At 60.5% G+C, this 16,779-nt stretch carries 18 protein-coding genes and 1 tRNA gene; 7 read left to right on the forward strand and 12 right to left on the reverse strand.

What is annotated here, in order from left to right; all coding sequences use genetic code 11:
- Positions 1-6: 6 nt before the first annotated feature.
- Genes puuE through IWX85_RS15565 form a run of 3 tightly spaced genes read left to right on the forward strand, consistent with a single transcriptional unit; the run spans position 7 to position 3,976 of the window.
- Complete coding sequence (gene puuE / locus IWX85_RS15555; protein ID WP_196870339.1) at positions 7-975, forward strand: allantoinase PuuE; 969 nt, start codon at positions 7-9, stop codon at positions 973-975.
- A complete protein-coding gene (uraD, locus tag IWX85_RS15560; protein ID WP_036806679.1) occupies positions 972-2,747 on the forward strand; it encodes a 2-oxo-4-hydroxy-4-carboxy-5-ureidoimidazoline decarboxylase in 1,776 nt (591 codons plus the stop codon). The genes puuE and uraD overlap by 4 nt, the downstream gene beginning before the upstream one ends.
- Positions 2,744-3,976 (forward strand): ArgE/DapE family deacylase, encoded by a 1,233-nt coding sequence (locus IWX85_RS15565; protein WP_196870340.1) that lies wholly within the window; start codon positions 2,744-2,746, stop codon positions 3,974-3,976. The genes uraD and IWX85_RS15565 overlap by 4 nt, the downstream gene beginning before the upstream one ends.
- Before the next feature lie 6 nt (positions 3,977-3,982).
- On the opposite strand, the gene IWX85_RS15570 is transcribed toward IWX85_RS15565, so the two are convergent.
- Positions 3,983-4,936: an AEC family transporter gene (locus IWX85_RS15570; protein ID WP_036806683.1), complete on the reverse strand. Its 954-nt coding sequence runs from the start codon at positions 4,934-4,936 to the stop codon at positions 3,983-3,985.
- Between the two features lie 135 nt (positions 4,937-5,071).
- Between IWX85_RS15570 and IWX85_RS15575 the strand changes: the two genes are divergently transcribed.
- From IWX85_RS15575 to IWX85_RS15590, 4 genes are all read left to right on the forward strand, one after another.
- Entirely contained in the window at positions 5,072-7,201 is a 2,130-nt protein-coding gene (locus IWX85_RS15575; protein ID WP_231379827.1) for an ATP-dependent helicase, read from the forward strand.
- A gap of 340 nt (positions 7,202-7,541) precedes the next feature.
- A complete protein-coding gene (locus IWX85_RS15580; RefSeq protein ID WP_231379830.1) occupies positions 7,542-7,934 on the forward strand; it encodes a hypothetical protein in 393 nt (130 codons plus the stop codon).
- A 44-nt stretch (positions 7,935-7,978) separates the two neighbouring features.
- Positions 7,979-9,166 carry a phospholipase A gene (locus tag IWX85_RS15585; RefSeq protein ID WP_196870341.1) on the forward strand — a complete coding sequence of 396 codons (1,188 nt, stop codon included), beginning with the start codon at positions 7,979-7,981 and terminating at the stop codon, positions 9,164-9,166.
- Between the two features lie 223 nt (positions 9,167-9,389).
- On the forward strand, positions 9,390-10,736 hold the full coding sequence (locus IWX85_RS15590) for a sodium:proton antiporter (RefSeq protein WP_196870342.1): 1,347 nt from the start codon (positions 9,390-9,392) through the stop codon (positions 10,734-10,736).
- A 63-nt stretch (positions 10,737-10,799) separates the two neighbouring features.
- On the opposite strand, the gene IWX85_RS15595 is transcribed toward IWX85_RS15590, so the two are convergent.
- The 11 genes from IWX85_RS15595 to rpsE all read right to left on the reverse strand — a co-directional run bounded on the left by IWX85_RS15595 (position 10,800) and on the right by rpsE (position 16,769).
- Positions 10,800-10,876: transfer RNA gene (locus IWX85_RS15595), tRNA-Met, on the reverse strand.
- Between the two features lie 18 nt (positions 10,877-10,894).
- Positions 10,895-11,293, reverse strand: coding sequence for a 50S ribosomal protein L17 (rplQ, locus tag IWX85_RS15600; RefSeq protein WP_036806689.1), 399 nt, complete (start codon positions 11,291-11,293; stop codon positions 10,895-10,897).
- 86 nt (positions 11,294-11,379) lie between these two features.
- Positions 11,380-12,372, reverse strand: a complete 993-nt coding sequence (gene rpoA / locus IWX85_RS15605; protein ID WP_029526387.1) for a DNA-directed RNA polymerase subunit alpha — start codon at positions 12,370-12,372, stop codon at positions 11,380-11,382.
- 94 nt (positions 12,373-12,466) lie between these two features.
- Positions 12,467-13,090, reverse strand: coding sequence for a 30S ribosomal protein S4 (gene rpsD / locus IWX85_RS15610; RefSeq protein ID WP_036806691.1), 624 nt, complete (start codon positions 13,088-13,090; stop codon positions 12,467-12,469).
- A 130-nt stretch (positions 13,091-13,220) separates the two neighbouring features.
- The gene (gene rpsK / locus IWX85_RS15615) at positions 13,221-13,625 is read right to left on the reverse strand and encodes a 30S ribosomal protein S11 (RefSeq protein ID WP_036806693.1); all 405 of its coding nucleotides are present in this window, start codon (positions 13,623-13,625) and stop codon (positions 13,221-13,223) included.
- 13 nt (positions 13,626-13,638) lie between these two features.
- Positions 13,639-14,004, reverse strand: coding sequence for a 30S ribosomal protein S13 (gene rpsM, locus IWX85_RS15620; RefSeq protein ID WP_029526390.1), 366 nt, complete (start codon positions 14,002-14,004; stop codon positions 13,639-13,641).
- A gap of 25 nt (positions 14,005-14,029) precedes the next feature.
- Positions 14,030-14,143, reverse strand: a complete 114-nt coding sequence (gene rpmJ, locus IWX85_RS15625) for a 50S ribosomal protein L36 (RefSeq protein WP_028820150.1) — start codon at positions 14,141-14,143, stop codon at positions 14,030-14,032.
- An 86-nt stretch (positions 14,144-14,229) separates the two neighbouring features.
- Entirely contained in the window at positions 14,230-15,537 is a 1,308-nt protein-coding gene (gene secY, locus IWX85_RS15630; RefSeq protein WP_036806695.1) for a preprotein translocase subunit SecY, read from the reverse strand.
- 19 nt (positions 15,538-15,556) lie between these two features.
- Positions 15,557-15,988 (reverse strand): 50S ribosomal protein L15, encoded by a 432-nt coding sequence (rplO, locus tag IWX85_RS15635; RefSeq protein ID WP_196870343.1) that lies wholly within the window; start codon positions 15,986-15,988, stop codon positions 15,557-15,559.
- A gap of 66 nt (positions 15,989-16,054) precedes the next feature.
- Complete coding sequence (rpmD, locus tag IWX85_RS15640; RefSeq protein WP_029526393.1) at positions 16,055-16,237, reverse strand: 50S ribosomal protein L30; 183 nt, start codon at positions 16,235-16,237, stop codon at positions 16,055-16,057.
- 13 nt (positions 16,238-16,250) lie between these two features.
- Entirely contained in the window at positions 16,251-16,769 is a 519-nt protein-coding gene (gene rpsE, locus IWX85_RS15645) for a 30S ribosomal protein S5 (protein ID WP_011799766.1), read from the reverse strand.
- Positions 16,770-16,779: the final 10 nt, after the last annotated feature.

Consider the following 16,779-nt stretch of genomic DNA (forward strand, 5'->3'; position numbering starts at 1 on the left):
CCTCACATGAATGTTGACACCCCTATTCATCGCGCCTACCCGCGTGATCTGAAAGGCTATGGCCGCAACCCGCCGCATGCCGCCTGGCCCGGCCGCGCCCGCATTGCGGTGCAGTTCGTGCTGAACTATGAGGAAGGCGGCGAGAACTCGGTGCTGCACGGCGACGCCGGCAGCGAGCAGTTTTTGTCCGAGATGGCCAGCCCGCCGGCCTACCCCGAGCGCCACCTGAGCATGGAAGGCATCTACGAATACGGCGCGCGCGCCGGCGTGTGGCGCTTGCTGCGCGAGTTTGAAAAGCGCGGCCTGCCCCTGACCGTGTTTGGCGTCGGCATGGCGCTGGAGCGCTGCCCCGAGGTGACGGCGGCTTTTTGCGAACTCGGCCATGAAATCGCCTGCCACGGCTGGCGCTGGATCAATTACCAGGGCATTGACGAAGCAACCGAGCGCGAACACATGGCGCGCGGCATGGCGGCCATTGAGCGCCTGACCGGCCAGCGCCCGCTGGGCTGGTACACCGGGCGCGACAGCCCGCGCACGCGCCGGCTGGTGGCCGACGATGGCGGCTTTGAATACGACAGCGACTACTACGGCGATGACCTGCCCTTTTGGCTGAATGTCGAAAAAACCGACGGCTCACTGGCGCCGCAGCTCGTCGTGCCCTACACGCTGGACACCAACGACATGCGCTTTGCGCTGCCGCAGGGTTTTTCGCAGGGCGATGATTTCTTCACCTACCTGCGCGACAGCTTTGACGTGCTGTATGCCGAAGGCGACGAGCGGCCCGCCATGCTGAGCATCGGCATGCACTGCCGCATCCTGGGCCGCCCGGGCCGGATGCGCGCGCTGCAGCGCTTTCTCGACCACATCGAACAACACGACCGCGTCTGGGTGACGCGGCGCATCGACATCGCGCGCCACTGGAAACAGGCGCATCCCTTCAACCCTGACACGGCCTTTGTCTGGCCCGCCCAATGATCACCTTGACCCAACTCAACGCCGCCTCGCAGGCCGAATTTGTCCAACTGCTCGACGGCACTTACGAGCACTCGCCCTGGATCGCAGAGCAAGCCTGGGCCGAGCGCCCTTTTCTCAGCCTGGAGCCGCTCAAGCTGGCGCTGGTCCAGGTGGTGCGGCATGCCGCACGCGCGTCCCAGCTTGCATTGGTTCGCGCCCACCCCGACTTGGCCGGCAAGGCCATGGTCAGCCAAACGCTGACGGCCGAGTCGACGAACGAGCAGGGCAAGGCCGGCCTGACCGACTGCACGCCGGAAGAATTCGCGCAAATCCAGCAGCTCAATGCCGACTACAACGCCCGGTTCGGCTTTCCCTTCATCCTGGCGGTGCGTGGTCCGCGCGGCCTGGGCCTGCCCAAGGCCGAGATCATCGCGACCTTGGCGCGCCGGCTGGACAACCCCCCCGAGTTCGAGCTCGCCGAGTGCCTGCGCAACATCCACCGCATCGCCGAAATCCGCCTGAACGACAAGTTCGGCCACTCGCCAGACATTGGCAACCTGGTGTGGGACTGGCACGAGCGCCTGAGCACCCACAGCGACCCCGGCTACGCCGAGCGCGGCGAGCTGACCGTGACCTACCTGACCGATGCGCACCGCGCCTGCGCCCAGCGCCTGGCCAAGGGGATGCGCGAGGACTGCGGCTTTGACGACGTGTTGATCGATGCGGTTGGCAACGTGGTCGGCGTCTACCACGGCAGCGACCCCAAGGCCCGGCGGCTGCTGACCGGCTCGCACTACGACACGGTGCGCAATGGCGGCAAGTACGACGGTCGCCTGGGCATTTTTGTGCCGATGGCCTGCGTGCGCGAGTTGCACCGCCAGGGGCGCCGCCTGCCGTTCGGCATCGAGGTCGTCGGTTTTGCCGAAGAGGAAGGCCAGCGCTACAAGGCGGTGTTTCTGGGCTCGGGCGCACTGACCGGCCACTTTGACATGCGCTGGCTGGAGCAAAAAGACGCCGATGGCATCACCATGCGCGAAGCGATGGCGCATGCCGGCCTGTGCGTTGACGACATTGCCAGGCTGCAGCGCGATCCGGCCGATTACCTCGGCTTTGTCGAGGTGCACATCGAGCAGGGCCCCGTCCTGAACGAAATCGACCTGCCCCTGGGCATCGTCACCTCGATCAACGGCAGCGTGCGCTATCTTGGCGAGGTCATCGGCATGGCCAGCCACGCCGGCACCACGCCCATGGACCGCCGCCGCGATGCGGCCACCGCCACCGCCGAGCTGGCGCTGTATGTCGAAAAGCGTGGCGCCAGCGTGGCGCACCTGGTGGCGACCATCGGCATGCTCGAGGTGCCCAATGGCTCGATCAACGTCGTGCCGGGCCGCTGCAAATTCAGCCTGGACATCCGCGCGACCACCAATGAAGTGCGCGACGCCTGCGCTGCCGACGTTCGCCACGAACTGCAAGCCATTTGCCAGCGTCGCGGCCTGCACTACAAGCTGGAAGAAACCATGCGCGCCGCCGCCGCGCCCAGCGCGCCCGAATGGCAGCAGCGCTGGGAGCGCGCCGTCGAGACGCTGGGCCTGCCGGTGTTCCGCATGCCCAGCGGCGCCGGCCACGACGCCATGAAGCTGCACGAAATCATGCCGCAGGCGATGCTGTTTGTGCGCGGCCTGAATGCCGGCATCAGCCACAACCCGCTGGAATCCATCACCAACGACGACACCGAGCTGTGCGTGCGTGCCTTCCAAGCCCTGCTAGACCAACTTGCCACGGAACAACCATGACCAACAACCACCACGACCCCGCGCTTGACGCCTGGGTCGATGCGCACTTTGACGAAGAAGTCCAGTTCCTGCAAGCGCTGGTGCGCGTGCCCACCGACACGCCGCCCGGCAACAACGCGCCGCACGCCGAGCGCACCGCCGAGCTGCTTCAGGGTTTCGGATTTGAAGTGGAAAAGCATCCGGTGCCGGCCCAGGAAGTCAAGGACTACGGCATGGAGTCGATCACCAACCTGGTGGTTCGGCGCCACTACGGCGAAGGCCGCACCATCGCGCTGAATGCCCATGGCGACGTGGTGCCGCCGGGCGACGGCTGGACGCACGACCCCTACGGCGCCGAGGTCGTTGATGGAAAGCTTTACGGCCGCGCCTCGGCCGTCAGCAAGTCCGACTTTGCCTCCTACACCTTTGCTGTTCGCGCCCTGGAAGCGCTCGGCCTGCCACTGAAGGGTGGTATCGAACTGCTGTTCACCTACGACGAGGAATTTGGCGGCGAACTCGGCCCCGGCTGGCTGCTGCGCCACAAGCTGACCCAGCCCGACTTCCTGATTGCCGCCGGCTTTGCCTACGAGGTCATCACGGCCCACAACGGCTGCCTGCAAATGGAAGTGACCGTGCACGGCAAGATGGCGCATGCGGCCATTCCCCACACTGGCATCGACGCGCTGCAAGGCGCCAACGCCATCCTCACGGCGCTGTACCAGCAAAACCAGCTTTACCAATCCATCACCTCGCAGGTCGAAGGCATCACGCATCCCTACCTCAATGTGGGCCGCATCGAAGGCGGCACCAACACCAATGTCGTGCCCGGCAAGGTCGTGTTCAAGCTGGACCGCCGCATGATTCCCGAGGAGAACCCGGCCGAGGTCGAGGCCACGGTGCGCCGCGTCATTGCCGAGGCGGCCGCCACCCTGCCCGGCCTCACGGTCGAGATCAAGCGCCTGCTGATGGCCCAGGCGTGGAAGCCGGACAACCGCAATGCGGAGTTGGTGCAGGCCTTGCAAAAGCATGGCGAGCAGGTGTCGGGCGAGCCGGTTCCCACGTCGGGCACGCCGCTGTACACCGATGTGCGGCTGTTTGGCGCGGCCGGCATTCCCGCCGCCATCTACGGCGCCGGCCCGCGCACCGTGTTTGAAAGCAATGCCAAGCGCGCCGACGAGCATTTGGTGCTGCAAGACCTGCGCCGCGCCACCAAGGTGGTCGCGCGCACGCTGCTGGAGTTGCTGCAGTAAGCCGGCTCACACCAGCAAGGTCACCGCCGCCGAAAAACTGAAGAACGCCAGCACCGTTGACAGCAAAATGATGCGCGCAATGCGCCCGTTGTCCGCGCCAAAGCGTTCGGCCAGCATGGACACATTGCTGGCGCTGGGCAGGGCCGCCACCAGCACCAGCACGGTCAGGCCAAAGCGCTCCAGCGGCAGGCCCAGTGCGATGGCGCCCATTCCCACGCCGCCGACCAGCAACGGGTGAAGCACCAGCTTTATAAGCACCACAGGCACATAGCGCACGGCAGGTATGCGTAGTTTGCTATTTATTTGGGAGCGCGCCAGGACCGCGCCAATCGTAAACAGCGCCACCGGCGAGGCGGCATCGGCGAGCAGGCCGACGGTTCCCATGATCGGCCCGGGCAGCGCAAGGCCCATGGCGGAAGCCAGCGCGCCCAGGGCAATCGCCCACGGCAAGGGATTGACCACCACGCCCCTGAGCGCCAGCTTGGCGGCCCGTGCCGCGCCAAGCTCGTCAGCGCCATCGAGCCGCGACAGCGCGATGCACAGCGACGACGTGACCAGCATGTCGATGACGATGGTGACAATCGTCGGCCCGGCAGCCTGTGCGCCCAGCAGCGCCACCAGCAGCGGCACGCCCATGAAGCCGGTATTGGGGAAAGCGGCGACCAGCGCGCCGAACGCGGCATCGTTCCAGCCGATCGGTCCTTTGCGCGTCAGCGCGATCGTCAGCCCCACCATCAGCAGCGCGCACAGCAGATAGACCGCACCCAGGCTGAAATCCAGCAGCTGCGCAATCGGCGTGCTGGCGCCAAAACGGTACAACATGCACGGCAGCGCGAAATACAGCACAAAGCTGTTGAGCCCCGGAATGGCGGCTTGCGGCAACAGCGCCCGCCGGGTGGCGACATAGCCGCACAGCACCAGCGCAAAGAAGGGAAAGGTGACGGCAAGGATGTTGAGCACAGCGCGTATTGTCTCCGGCCGTGCCGGCATTCAGGCGACTGGCTATGATGGCCGCTGCTTCGGGCTTGTTTGCCCGCCTTGTCTCCGGTCTTTATTCCCGTGCGCTTGTTTGCACCCTCCAGATTCCTTGCCCGCATGTCTTCAGCCCCCCCCGCATCGCCCATCGCCCACGGCTTGAACCTGGCCCAGCAGGAAGCCGTCAACTACCTGCACGGCCCCTGCCTGGTGCTGGCCGGCGCCGGATCGGGCAAAACGCGGGTCATCACGCACAAGATCGGCCGGCTGATCCAGACCGGCATGCGGCCCGAGCAGATTGCCGCCATCACCTTCACCAACAAGGCCGCCGCCGAAATGCGCGAGCGCGCCAAGAGCCTGATCGGCAAGCCGGCCAAGGGCGTGCTGATCTGCACCTTTCACGCGCTGGGCGTGCGCATGCTGCGGCAAGACGGCGCCGCGCTGGGGTTGAAACCGCAGTTTTCCATCCTCGACAGCGACGACGTGACCAGCATCCTGAAAGACGCGGGCGGCAGCACCGACGTGGCCACGGCGCGCCAGTGGCAGTGGACCATCAGCGCCTGGAAAAGCCAGGGGCTGAACGCCGCGCAGGCCGAAGCGCAGGCCAGCGGCGACGAGGAACGGCTGGTGGCGCGGGTCATGGCCAACTACGAAGAGCGGCTGAGCGCCTACCAGAGCGTCGATTTCGACGACCTGATCGGCCTGCCGCTGAAACTGCTGCAAGAGCATGAGGCGGTGCGAAGCAAGTGGCAGGCGGCGCTCGGCCATGTGCTGGTCGATGAGTACCAGGACACCAACGCCACCCAGTACGAGGTGCTCAAACTGCTGGTCGGCGCGCGCGGCCGCTTCACGGCAGTGGGCGACGACGACCAGTCGATCTACGGCTGGCGCGGCGCGACGCTGGACAACCTGAAAAAACTGCCGCAGGACTTTCCGACGCTGAAAGTCGTCAAGCTGGAGCAGAACTACCGCTCGACCAGCGCGATATTGCGCGCCGCCAACAACGTCATCGGCCCGAACCCCAAGCTGTTCCCCAAAACCCTTTTCAGCGAACTGGGGGAAGGCGAGCCGGTGCGGGTCGTCGATTGCGACAGCGAAGAGCACGAGGCCGAGCGCGTGGTGGCGCGCATCCAGAGCCTGCGCGCCGAAGGCAGCCTGCAGACCGAAGGCCAGCAATACCGCGAATGGAAAGACTTTTGCGTGCTCTACCGCGCCAACCACATGGCCAAGCCGTTTGAAAAAGCCTTTCGCAAGGCGAACATTCCGTACAAGGTGTCGGGCGGGCAAAGCTTTTTTGACCGCGCCGAAATCAAGGACCTGTGCAGCTGGATGGTGCTGATGGTCAACAACGACAACAACGCGGCCTTCATCCGCGCCATCAAGACGCCCAAGCGCGGTATTGGCCACACCACGCTGGGCGCGCTCAACACCTTTGGCGAGACCTACAAGCTCAGCCTGTTCGAGTCGCTGTTCAGCCATTCGCTGGACTCGGTGTTGCCGGCCAAGGCAGTCGGTTCGCTGCAGGAGTTCGGCCGCTACCTGAACGACCTCGAATACCGCGCCAAACGCACCGTGGGCGCCGAGGACGCGCGGGTTTTCCTGACCGACTGGCTGAAGGAAATCGACTACGAAAAGCACCTCTACGACGGCGAGGACAGCGAAAAGGTGGCAGCGGCGCGTTGGAGCAATGTGATGGATTTTTGCGACTGGATGGCGCAGCGCTGCGGCGGGCAGATTGACGACGCATCCGGTGCCACGGTCGAAAAACCCACCAAGACCATGCTGGAGGTGGTGCAGACGATTGCCCTGCTCTCGACCATCAGCGAACGTGAAGGCGACCAGAACGTCGTGACGCTGTCAACACTGCACGCCTCCAAGGGGCTGGAGTGGCCGCATGTGGTGCTGGCCGGCGTCAACGAAGGCCTGCTGCCCTTCAAGCTCGATGACGACGACGGCATCAACACCGACAGCATCGCCCTGCGGCTGCAGGAAGAGCGCCGGCTGATGTATGTCGGCATCACCCGCGCCCAGCGCACGCTGGCGGTGAACTGGCTGCGCAAACGCAAGAAAGGCCGCGACTTGATAGCCGGCGTTCCCAGCCGCTTCATTGCCGAAATGGCGCTGGACAAGGCAACCATCAAGGAAGACCCGCGCGAAAAGCTCAAGGCCCTGCGCGCCGAATTCGCCAAGAAAGCCGCCGACGGTGTGGCAGCAGCAGCGGCCGCCAAGGCGGCTTACGACGCCCGGTAAACGGAAATAACAGGCAGACGCACCGGGGATGCCTGCGATTTTCAAACCGCGCGGCTGGCCAGCGGCGACGGGTTGGCAGCGGTCATGGCCGCGCGCGTTCAGCCGGGGCGACAACCGGAACTACGGTTTGGGCTAACATGATCCGCCCGTGATTTACAGCACCTGCAGCCAAACGGCGTCTTTTCCTATCGCCTGTCATTGCAAAACCGACCAGGGCATCCCCAGATTCATGCACTCCAGACTCTTCCGATTTGCTATTTTTTTAATAGCTACCAATACCCTTTCAGCATGCGCCAGCGCCCAAAACAGGTCTAAAACCGAATGCCCATCGGCGCTCGGCATGAAAGCCGAGCAGTTGCATGGCCGCTGGGCCGTCCGTTTCACCGATCCACCGGCCGGACTGCCCGAGCGGGCCACCATGCGGCTCCAGCGCCATGCCGAATTCTCGGAAAGCCTGGCCGGCACGGTCAGCCGCGACCTGGGACAGGCTGCCGGCACGCCGACCATGGCCGGGCACTCAGCCGAGGCTGCGCTGGCCGGCGACCTTGACGAAGGCATGCTGCTGCTCGACGAGTCGTCCGACAGGATCAGCATCACCGGCACCTGGAACGGTGAAATGCAACCAGGCTCGTGCGGCCGGGTCTACCAGGGCCGCTGGAAAGATACCAGCGCAAGCGCCGCACCCGATGCCGCTGATGTTCCCTTCACACTGACACGACTCCCCTCACCCTGAACTTGACCCCCAGGTTTTATTCAAATGCCGGCCCACTGAACCCCATGACCCTCCAACTTTCTCCCCTGAGCCAGCTTGTGCTGGCCTGCGGCTTGCTGGCAGGCAGCCTGACGCAAGCACAGACTGCCCTACCGGCCGTCAACATGCCGGCCAACCGGCCGGCCAGTCTGGGCTGGCAAGTCTGCCAGGCCATCAAAAACGACGCCCGCGCACAGCTGGCCTGTTACCAGCAATGGGCCGATGCGCAGTTGCCGCCGAATACGCCACCAGCGGCCCTGACCACCGCACCGGCCAATCTGGCGACCGGAACGCAAGCCACCGAAATCCTGCTGCTGCCGTCGCTCAATACCGAAGCGCCTGACGGCAAGCCCATCGGCTGCCGCAACACCCAGTATTCCGAGTTGTCCAGGTTCTGGGAACTGCAGCGCGGCACCGATTGCGACACTTTTGCGATTCGTGGCTACCGGCCGATTTCGGTGGCGTTTGTCATGTCTGGCGGCGTGACGCCCCCAGAGACCGGCTTTTCAGCACCCCCGGCCTACCGCCACGCCGAAACCAAGATCCAGCTGTCGGTGCGCACCAAGGTGGCCAAGGGACTGCTCAAAAGCGGCGAAGCCGACGAGGATGACCAGGATTCGCTCTGGTTTGGCTACACCCAGCAAAGCTACTGGCAACTGTTCAGCGCCAATATCTCGCGGCCATTTCGAACCACCGATCACGAGCCGGAGCTGGTCTATATTTACCCGCACCAGATCGCGCTGCCCGGCGGCTGGAATTACCGGCTCTCGGGCCTGGGGCTGGTGCACCAGTCCAACGGCCAGTCCGATCCGCTGTCGCGCAGCTGGAACCGCACCTACCTGATGGGCGCGGCGGAAAAGGAACTGGGTCCTGACTCCAGCCTCCGCCTGCAGGGCCGCATCTGGGACCGTATGCGCGAATCGTCAGGTGACGACAACAACCCGGGCATTGAAAACTACGTTGGACGCGCCGAACTCACCGGCAGCTGGCAGATCAACAAGGCCAACACCGTGGGCGTCACGCTGCGCCACTCGTTGCGCAGCCAAGCGCGCGGGTCAACCCGTGTGGACTGGTTGATGGCCCCCACGGCATCGCCGAACTACACCGGCCTGCGCTACCACATGCAGCTGTTCAGCGGTTACGGTGACAGCTTGCTGGACTACAACAAACGGCGCAATGTTCTGAGCGTGGGACTGAGCCTGGTTGACTGGTAAAACAAGGGCTGATGGCTCCATCACTGCTATGTTATTTATAGCTGTATATCCAATACTGGATGGCGTGCACGGCTTTTTTATCACAAAGAGCTCCTTGATCTGATGAACCGGCGCGCCCGGCGGCAGCGCAGGCGGCACTGGCGGGCGCCAGGCAGCGTGCATTAAGCTCGGAAGATGATTTCACTCTCTTCAGGGCGGCCAACCGGTTTGCAGCGATCCCTTCATGGTTGAAGCAAACGCCTTTGCACTGGGCGCCCTCCTCATCGGCCTGCTGCTGATTGCCATGACGATGAGCAGTTCCTACCTCTCCCGCTTACCTTTGAACGCGGCCATGCTCTACCTGGGCGTTGGTGTGGCGGTCAGCCCCATGGGGCTGGGATTGCTCCGGCTGGATGCACTGGAAAACAAGGTACTGCTGGAGCGCTTGACCGAAATCGCCGTACTCATCTCCTTGTTCACCGCGGGCATGAAGCTCGAACTGCCCCTGCGCGACCGGCGCTGGCGAATTCCGGTGCAACTCGCCACCGTTTCCATGGTCGTGACCGTGGTGGTCGTGACGGCACTGGGCGTGTATGGACTCGGTCTGTCGCTGGGTGCTGCGGTACTGCTGGGCGCCATCCTGGCGCCGACCGATCCGGTACTGGCTTCGGATGTCCAGGTCTCCAATCCCGGTGACCGTGACCGCCTGCGCTTCGGCTTGACCGGAGAAGGCGGACTGAACGACGGCACGGCGTTTCCCTTTGTGATGCTGGGCCTGGGATTGCTGGGCGTACATGAACTGGGCGAAGCCGGGTGGCGCTGGTGGACGGTGGACGTGATTTGGGCGATAGCGGGCGGCCTGGGGCTGGGCTACCTGCTGGGAACGCTGGTGGGCCGCGCCATCATCTACTTGCGCATGCGCCACCGGGAAGCCTTGCGGTCTGACGAATTTATCGCGCTTGGCCTGATTGCACTGACATATGGCGCTGCACTGCTTTGCCACACCTACGGTTTTCTGGCGGTATTTGCCGCCGGACTGGCATTGCGTCGTATCGACGAAGGCTCGTCGCTTGCGCAGGTCGCGCAAGCCGAAACGCAGGACTCCGACTTCGAATTGACCCCTGAAGAGCAGGCGGCCGCAGGGGCCGAAGCGCCTGCCAACATGATGAATGCCGTGCAGCGCTTTAACAGCCAACTGGAAAGTTTTGTCGAAGTCGCGATTGTGCTGGCCGTTGGCGTGTTGCTGGCGACGGTTGAATTTGAACGCGCTGTGCTGTGGTTTGTGCCCGTGCTGTTCCTGCTGGTGCGGCCGCTGGCGGTGTACGCCGGATTGATCGGCACACATGTCAGTGGATCACAACGCAATTTAATGAGCTGGTTTGGCATACGCGGCATTGGCTCGCTGTATTACCTGCTTTACGCCATCAACCACGATATCCAGCCGGCACTGGCCGAACGCCTGCTGTCGATCACCCTGGCGGTGATAGTCGCGTCCATCATCGTGCACGGCATTTCAGTGACGCCTCTGATGCAGCACTACGAAGCGCGCAAGGCCGTGAAAAAGAAACAGCAGAGGGCATCGAAGAAATAAAAGCTGCACAGCAAAAAGCCTGCTTGATGCAGGCTTTTTGTACTGGTTTTTATAGCCAGATATTGGTTGCGCGGGCAAGATTTGAACTTACGACCTTTGGGTTATGAGCCCAACGAGCTACCAGGCTGCTCCACCGCGCGATATGTGATTATTATAGCTTACTTTGCAGCTGCTTTGTCTTTAATTTCTTCGGAAGCATCAGGACGATCCACCAGTTCAACCAAAGCCATAGGCGCGTTGTCACCCACGCGGAAACCCATCTTCAAAATTCGGGTGTAGCCGCCGGGACGGGCCTGGTAGCGTGGGCCGAGTTCAGCGAACAGCTTGACGACCATGTCGCGATCGCGAAGACGGTCAAATGCCAGGCGCTTGTTCGCCAGGGTTGGCGTTTTGGCCAGGGTGATCATTGGCTCAACCACGCGGCGCAGTTCCTTAGCCTTCGGCAGTGTTGTCTTGATGGCTTCGTGCTGGAGCAGCGAATTCATCATGTTGCGCAGCATGGCAAGACGGTGCTCGCTGGTGCGGTTGAGTTTACGTAGTCCATGTCCGTGTCGCATAGTGCTTCCTTTATGTAATATCGAAGCAGCCGTGTCAGGTACTGCCCGTGCACTTTCTCATCGAAAGACGAGAATTCTAATCAAAATTAACGCTTGTCAAGCCCGGCGGGAGGCCAGCTTTCCAGACGCATTCCCAGTGTCAGACCGCGGGAGGCCAGCACTTCCTTGATCTCGTTCAGAGATTTCCGGCCCAGATTGGGCGTTTTCAACAGCTCATTTTCGGTGCGCTGGATCAGATCGCCAATATAGTAGATATTTTCGGCCTTCAGGCAGTTCGCCGAACGCACCGTAAGTTCCAGCTCATCGACCGGGCGCAGCAGAATCGGGTCAAACTGCTGCGAGCTGCGAGGTGCCGGATCATTGATGATGGCGCCAAGTTCATTGCCTTCCAGCTGCGCAAATACCGCCAGCTGTTCGACAAGAATCTTGGCCGATGCACGCACCGCGTCTTCGGCGGAAACGGCACCATTGGTTTCGATTTCCAGAACCAGCTTGTCCAGATCGGTACGCTGCTCGACGCGAGCGCTTTCCACGGTGTAGCTGACGCGCTTGACCGGAGAAAAGGAAGCATCAAGCACAATCCGGCCGATCGACTTTGGCGACTCGTCACCGTAGCGCCGAACATTTCCAGGTACATAGCCGCGGCCATTTTCGACCTTGATCTGCATGTCGATCTTGCCGCCATGCGACAAATTCATGATCACATGGTCAGGGTTGACGATTTCCACGTCATGCGGCGTTTGGATATCGGCGGCCGTGATCGGGCCTTCGCCATCCTTGCGCAAACTCAAGGTCACTTCGTCGCGGTTATGCAGCTTGAAGACCACGCCCTTGAGGTTCAGCAAGATGTTGACGACATCTTCCTGGACACCGTCAATGGAAGAGTATTCATGCAAGACACCTGCGATGGTCACTTCTGTAGCCGCATGGCCCACCATGGATGACAACAGCACACGACGCAGCGCATTGCCCAGCGTGTGGCCGTAGCCACGCTCAAAAGGCTCAAGAGTCACTTTGGCACGGTTGGTACCAAGTTGCTCAACATTGATAGTTTTTGGTTTTAACAAATTTGTCTGCATGCAGTCTTCCTCTCAATACCCTCGGCTCGTTACACCGATAAGGCTGGCGAAGCACACCTGGCGGCACGGCAAGCGTGTCGCCAGGAACGGAAAATTAACGTGAATACAGCTCTACGATCAACGATTCGTTGACATCGGCGGCAAATTCATCACGATCAGGAACTTTCTTGAAAGTACCTTCACCCTTGTCAGCATTGACATCAACCCATGCTGGCAGGCCGACCTGCTTGGCGAGTTCGAGCGCCTCGGCAATGCGGGTCTGCTTCTTGGACTTGTCGCGCACGGCAATCACGTCACCGGCCTTGACCATGTATGACGGAATGTTCACCGACTGGCCATTGACCGTCATGGCCTTGTGGGAAACCAGCTGACGCGCTTCGGCCCGGGTCGAACCGAAGCCCATGCGGTACACCACATTGTCCAGACGGGATTCCAGCACTGACAGCAGGTTCGCGCCCGTGTTGCCACGGCGGCGGTCAGCTTCTTCAAAGTAACGTCGGAACTGCTTTTCCAGCACACCGTACATGCGCTTGACCTTCTGCTTTTCACGCAGTTGCAGACCGTAGTCAGAAGTGCGAGTGCCCGAAGTGCGGCCGTGCTGACCTGGCTTGGAGTCAAATTTGGCCTTGTCACTGATTGAGCGGCGGGCGCTCTTCAGGAAGAGATCGGTGCCTTCACGGCGGGAAAGTTTGGCCTTGGGGCCGAGGTAACGTGCCACTTGAATATCCTTTTGTCATCTACTGCAATTTCTGCAGGAGCCGCAGGTCGAAACCTGATGGCGGTGGGCTTGGTGAAAATGCTGACGCCCGACCGATTGCTGAGCAAGCGGCCGGGCGAAACAGCACAGATTAAATGCGACGGCGCTTTTGCGGACGGCAGCCGTTGTGCGGGACCGGTGTCACATCAGCAATCGAATTGATTCGAATGCCAAGCGCGCCCAGGGCACGAACAGAAGATTCGCGTCCGGGGCCAGGTCCCTTGATTTCGACATCAAGGTTCTTGATACCTTGTTCGATGGCAGCGCGGCCAGCAACTTCCGAAGCAACCTGTGCAGCGAAAGGCGTCGACTTGCGCGAGCCCTTGAAACCCTGGCCACCTGACGAAGCCCATGACAAGGCATTGCCCTGGCGATCGGTGATCGTGATGATGGTGTTGTTGAAAGAAGCGTGAACGTGGGCGATGCCATCGGCCACGTTCTTGCGAACTTTCTTGCGGACGCGCTGTGAGGCGCTGTTATTGGGTGATTTTGCCATGACGACCTCTCAATTATTTCTTCAAAGACTGGGCGGCCTTGCGCGGACCCTTGCGAGTGCGGGCGTTCGTGCGGGTGCGCTGGCCACGCATAGGCAAGCCGCGACGATGGCGGAAACCACGGTAGCAGCCAATGTCCATCAGGCGTTTGATATTCATCGTGGTTTCACGACGCAAATCACCTTCGATGGTGAACTGAGCGATGTGGTCCCGGATTTTTTCCAGATCACCATCGGTCAGGTCTTTAATTTTCTTGGCGTAGTCAATCTCGCAGGCTTCGCAAATTTTGCGAGCGCGCGTGCGACCGATGCCAAAGATTGCAGTCAAACCGATTTCGGCGTGCTTCTGCGGCGGAATGTTGATACCAGCGATACGTGCCATGTGCGTCCTCTAAATCTCTTAAAAATCAGCCTTGGCGCTGTTTGTGACGCGGATCTGTGCAGATCACACGGACAACGCCCTTGCGACGGATGACCTTGCAGTTGCGGCAAATTTTCTTGACCGAAGCTGAAACTCTCATTTTCTTCTCCTAAACTTTTACTCTGTGCTTACTTGGAACGGAACACACCACGTGCTCGCGATAAATCGTCATGACAGTCCAGGACATCACGTCTTGAAATTCGCTTTTTTCAGCAACGACTCATACTGCTGCGACATCATATAGTTCTGGACCTGGGCCATGAAATCCATGGTGACCACAACGATAATCATCAACGACGTTCCACCGAAATAAAACGGGACGTTGTATTTCAAAATTAAAAATTCGGGCAGCAGGCAAACAAACGTGATGTAAACCGCGCCAGCCAATGTCAGCCGAACCAGAATCTTGTCAATGTAACGAGCAGTCTGGTCGCCAGGGCGGATGCCGGGAATGAAGGCACCGCTCTTTTTCAGGTTGTCCGCAGTTTCACGGCTATTAAATACCAGGGCCGTGTAAAAGAAGCAGAAAAAGATGATCGCACTGGCATACAGCAACACGTAGATTGGTTGACCTGGCGTCAGCGTGCTGGCAATGTCCTTCAACCAGCGCATGCTTTCCCCGGTGCTGAACCAGCCCACCACGGTTGCCGGCAACAAAATAATCGATGAAGCAAAAATCGGAGGTATCACGCCCGCCATATTCAGCTTCAACGGAAGATGCGACGACTGTCCACCATATACCTTATTGCCAACTTGCCTGCGGGCATAGTTCACAAGGATCTTGCGCTGCCCCCGTTCAACAAACACCACAAAATAAGTGACCGCCACCACAACCGCAACAATAACGATCGCAATCAGGATGCTCATGGCGCCTGTGCGAACCAGCTCAAGCAACCCACCCAAGGCGCTGGGCAAGCCAGCAGCGATACCTGCAAAAATCAGGATCGAGATGCCATTCCCCAAACCACGCTCGGTAATCTGCTCTCCGAGCCACATCAGGAACATGGTTCCAGCTGTCAGGCTGAACACCGCTGTCATCCGGAAACCGAAACCCGGATCGAGCACCAGACCCGGCGAGCTTTCCAGCGCCACGGCAATACCCATTGATTGGAACAGGGCGAGCCCAAGCGTTCCATAGCGCGTGTATTGCGTGATTTTTCGCCTGCCCGCCTCGCCTTCCTTTTTCATCTGCTCGAATGTGGGAACCACATAAGTGAGCAGCTGCATGATGATGGAAGCCGAGATGTACGGCATGATACCCAAGGCAAACACCGTGAATCTTGAAAGGGCGCCACCAGAGAACATGTTGAACAAGTTCAATATTCCACCCTGCTGGCCCTTGAACAATTCCTTCAATTGACCAGGGTCAATCCCGGGAACAGGAATATGCGCACCGACACGGTACACGACCAGCGCCAGCAACAAAAACACAAGCCTGTTGCGCAAGTCGCCGAACTTGCCGGTTTTTGCAATTTGAGCCGAGTTGGTTGCCACTGGTTGATTCCGTCAGGTATTAAGCGATGGAGCCGCCAGCGGCTTCAATCAGGATCTTGGCGCTTGCCGAGGCGGAAATGCCCGTGAGCTTCACAGCCAGCGACAACGAACCAGTGTTGATCACCTTGACGTTCTTGGCAATCTGGCCGACAAGACCCGACTGCTTCAACGTCAACAGATCAACTTCGGTCAAGCCGAGCTGCTCCAGTGCCGTAAGGGTGACCTCGGCATTGAATTTCAGCAAATGCGATTTGAAGCCGCGCTTGGGCAAGCGACGCTGCATAGGCATTTGGCCGCCTTCGAAGCCAACCTTGTGGTAGCCGCCCGAACGGGATTTTTGTCCCTTGTGGCCACGACCAGCTGTTTTGCCCAAGCCGGAGCCTATACCGCGACCTACACGCCGCTTGGCATGCTTGGCGCCCTGGCTAGGCTTGATTGTGTTCAATTCCATGATGAGTCCTTAAGCCGTTGAGGAAAAAGCTTGGCTGCTAGGCAACCAGGCCTGTCCCGCAAAGCCTCAAATAATTTTGACCAGATAACTGATCTTGTTGATCATGCCGCGCACTGCGGGCGTGTCCTGCAATTCGCTGACGCTGTTGACACCACGCAGACCCAGACCGCGCACAGTGGCGCGATGGGATTCCTGGGTGCCAATCGGGCTGCGAACCAGTTTGACTTTTACTTTGGTTTCTTGGGTCATTTCACTGTCCGCCTTAGCCGAAGATTTCTTCGACTGATTTGCCACGCTTGGCCGCGATATCGGAGGCCGTGGTGGAATTTTTCAGTGCGTCCATGGTGGCGCGCACCATGTTGTAAGGGTTGCTCGAACCATGGCTTTTGGCCACGATGTCGGTGATGCCCATGACTTCGAACACTGCGCGCATCGGGCCGCCAGCAATGATGCCGGTACCTTTGGGCGCTGGCGCCATCATGACGTTGGCTGCGCCGTGGTGACCGAAAACATTGTGGTGCAACGTGCCATTTTTCAATGACACCTTGGTCATGTTGCGGCGCGCTTCTTCCATCGCTTTTTGAACGGCGGCTGGCACTTCTTTCGACTTGCCCTTACCCATGCCCACGCGACCATCACCGTCACCAACCACCGTGAGTGCGGCAAAACCGAGAATACGGCCGCCCTTCACTACTTTGGTCACGCGGTTGATTGCGATCATTTTTTCCTTCAGACCATCGTCTGGAGCGTCGTTTTGCGATTTAGCTTGAAACTTAGCCATACTTGATTCC

The organism is Polaromonas sp. CG_9.11 (assembly GCF_015752225.1).
Classification (GTDB): Bacteria; Pseudomonadota; Gammaproteobacteria; order Burkholderiales; family Burkholderiaceae_C; genus Polaromonas.

Bases quoted from the DNA above. Each gene is read 5' to 3' on its own strand.
- rpmD (WP_029526393.1), bottom strand. From the start codon at position 16,237: ATGACCCAAGAAACCAAAGTAAAAGTCAAACTGGTTCGCAGCCCGATT.
- IWX85_RS15565 (WP_196870340.1), top strand. From the start codon at position 2,744: ATGACCAACAACCACCACGACCCCGCGCTTGACGCCTGGGTCGATGCG.
- rpoA (WP_029526387.1), bottom strand. From the start codon at position 12,372: ATGCAGACAAATTTGTTAAAACCAAAAACTATCAATGTTGAGCAACTT.
- puuE (WP_196870339.1), top strand. From the start codon at position 7: ATGAATGTTGACACCCCTATTCATCGCGCCTACCCGCGTGATCTGAAA.
- IWX85_RS15585 (WP_196870341.1), top strand. From the start codon at position 7,979: ATGACCCTCCAACTTTCTCCCCTGAGCCAGCTTGTGCTGGCCTGCGGC.
- uraD (WP_036806679.1), top strand. From the start codon at position 972: ATGATCACCTTGACCCAACTCAACGCCGCCTCGCAGGCCGAATTTGTC.
- rpsM (WP_029526390.1), bottom strand. From the start codon at position 14,004: ATGGCACGTATCGCTGGTATCAACATTCCGCCGCAGAAGCACGCCGAA.
- IWX85_RS15575 (WP_231379827.1), top strand. From the start codon at position 5,072: ATGTCTTCAGCCCCCCCCGCATCGCCCATCGCCCACGGCTTGAACCTG.
- rpmJ (WP_028820150.1), bottom strand. From the start codon at position 14,143: ATGAGAGTTTCAGCTTCGGTCAAGAAAATTTGCCGCAACTGCAAGGTC.
- rplO (WP_196870343.1), bottom strand. From the start codon at position 15,988: ATGGAATTGAACACAATCAAGCCTAGCCAGGGCGCCAAGCATGCCAAG.
- rpsE (WP_011799766.1), bottom strand. From the start codon at position 16,769: ATGGCTAAGTTTCAAGCTAAATCGCAAAACGACGCTCCAGACGATGGT.
- rplQ (WP_036806689.1), bottom strand. From the start codon at position 11,293: ATGCGACACGGACATGGACTACGTAAACTCAACCGCACCAGCGAGCAC.
- IWX85_RS15590 (WP_196870342.1), top strand. From the start codon at position 9,390: ATGGTTGAAGCAAACGCCTTTGCACTGGGCGCCCTCCTCATCGGCCTG.
- rpsK (WP_036806693.1), bottom strand. From the start codon at position 13,625: ATGGCAAAATCACCCAATAACAGCGCCTCACAGCGCGTCCGCAAGAAA.
- IWX85_RS15580 (WP_231379830.1), top strand. From the start codon at position 7,542: ATGAAAGCCGAGCAGTTGCATGGCCGCTGGGCCGTCCGTTTCACCGAT.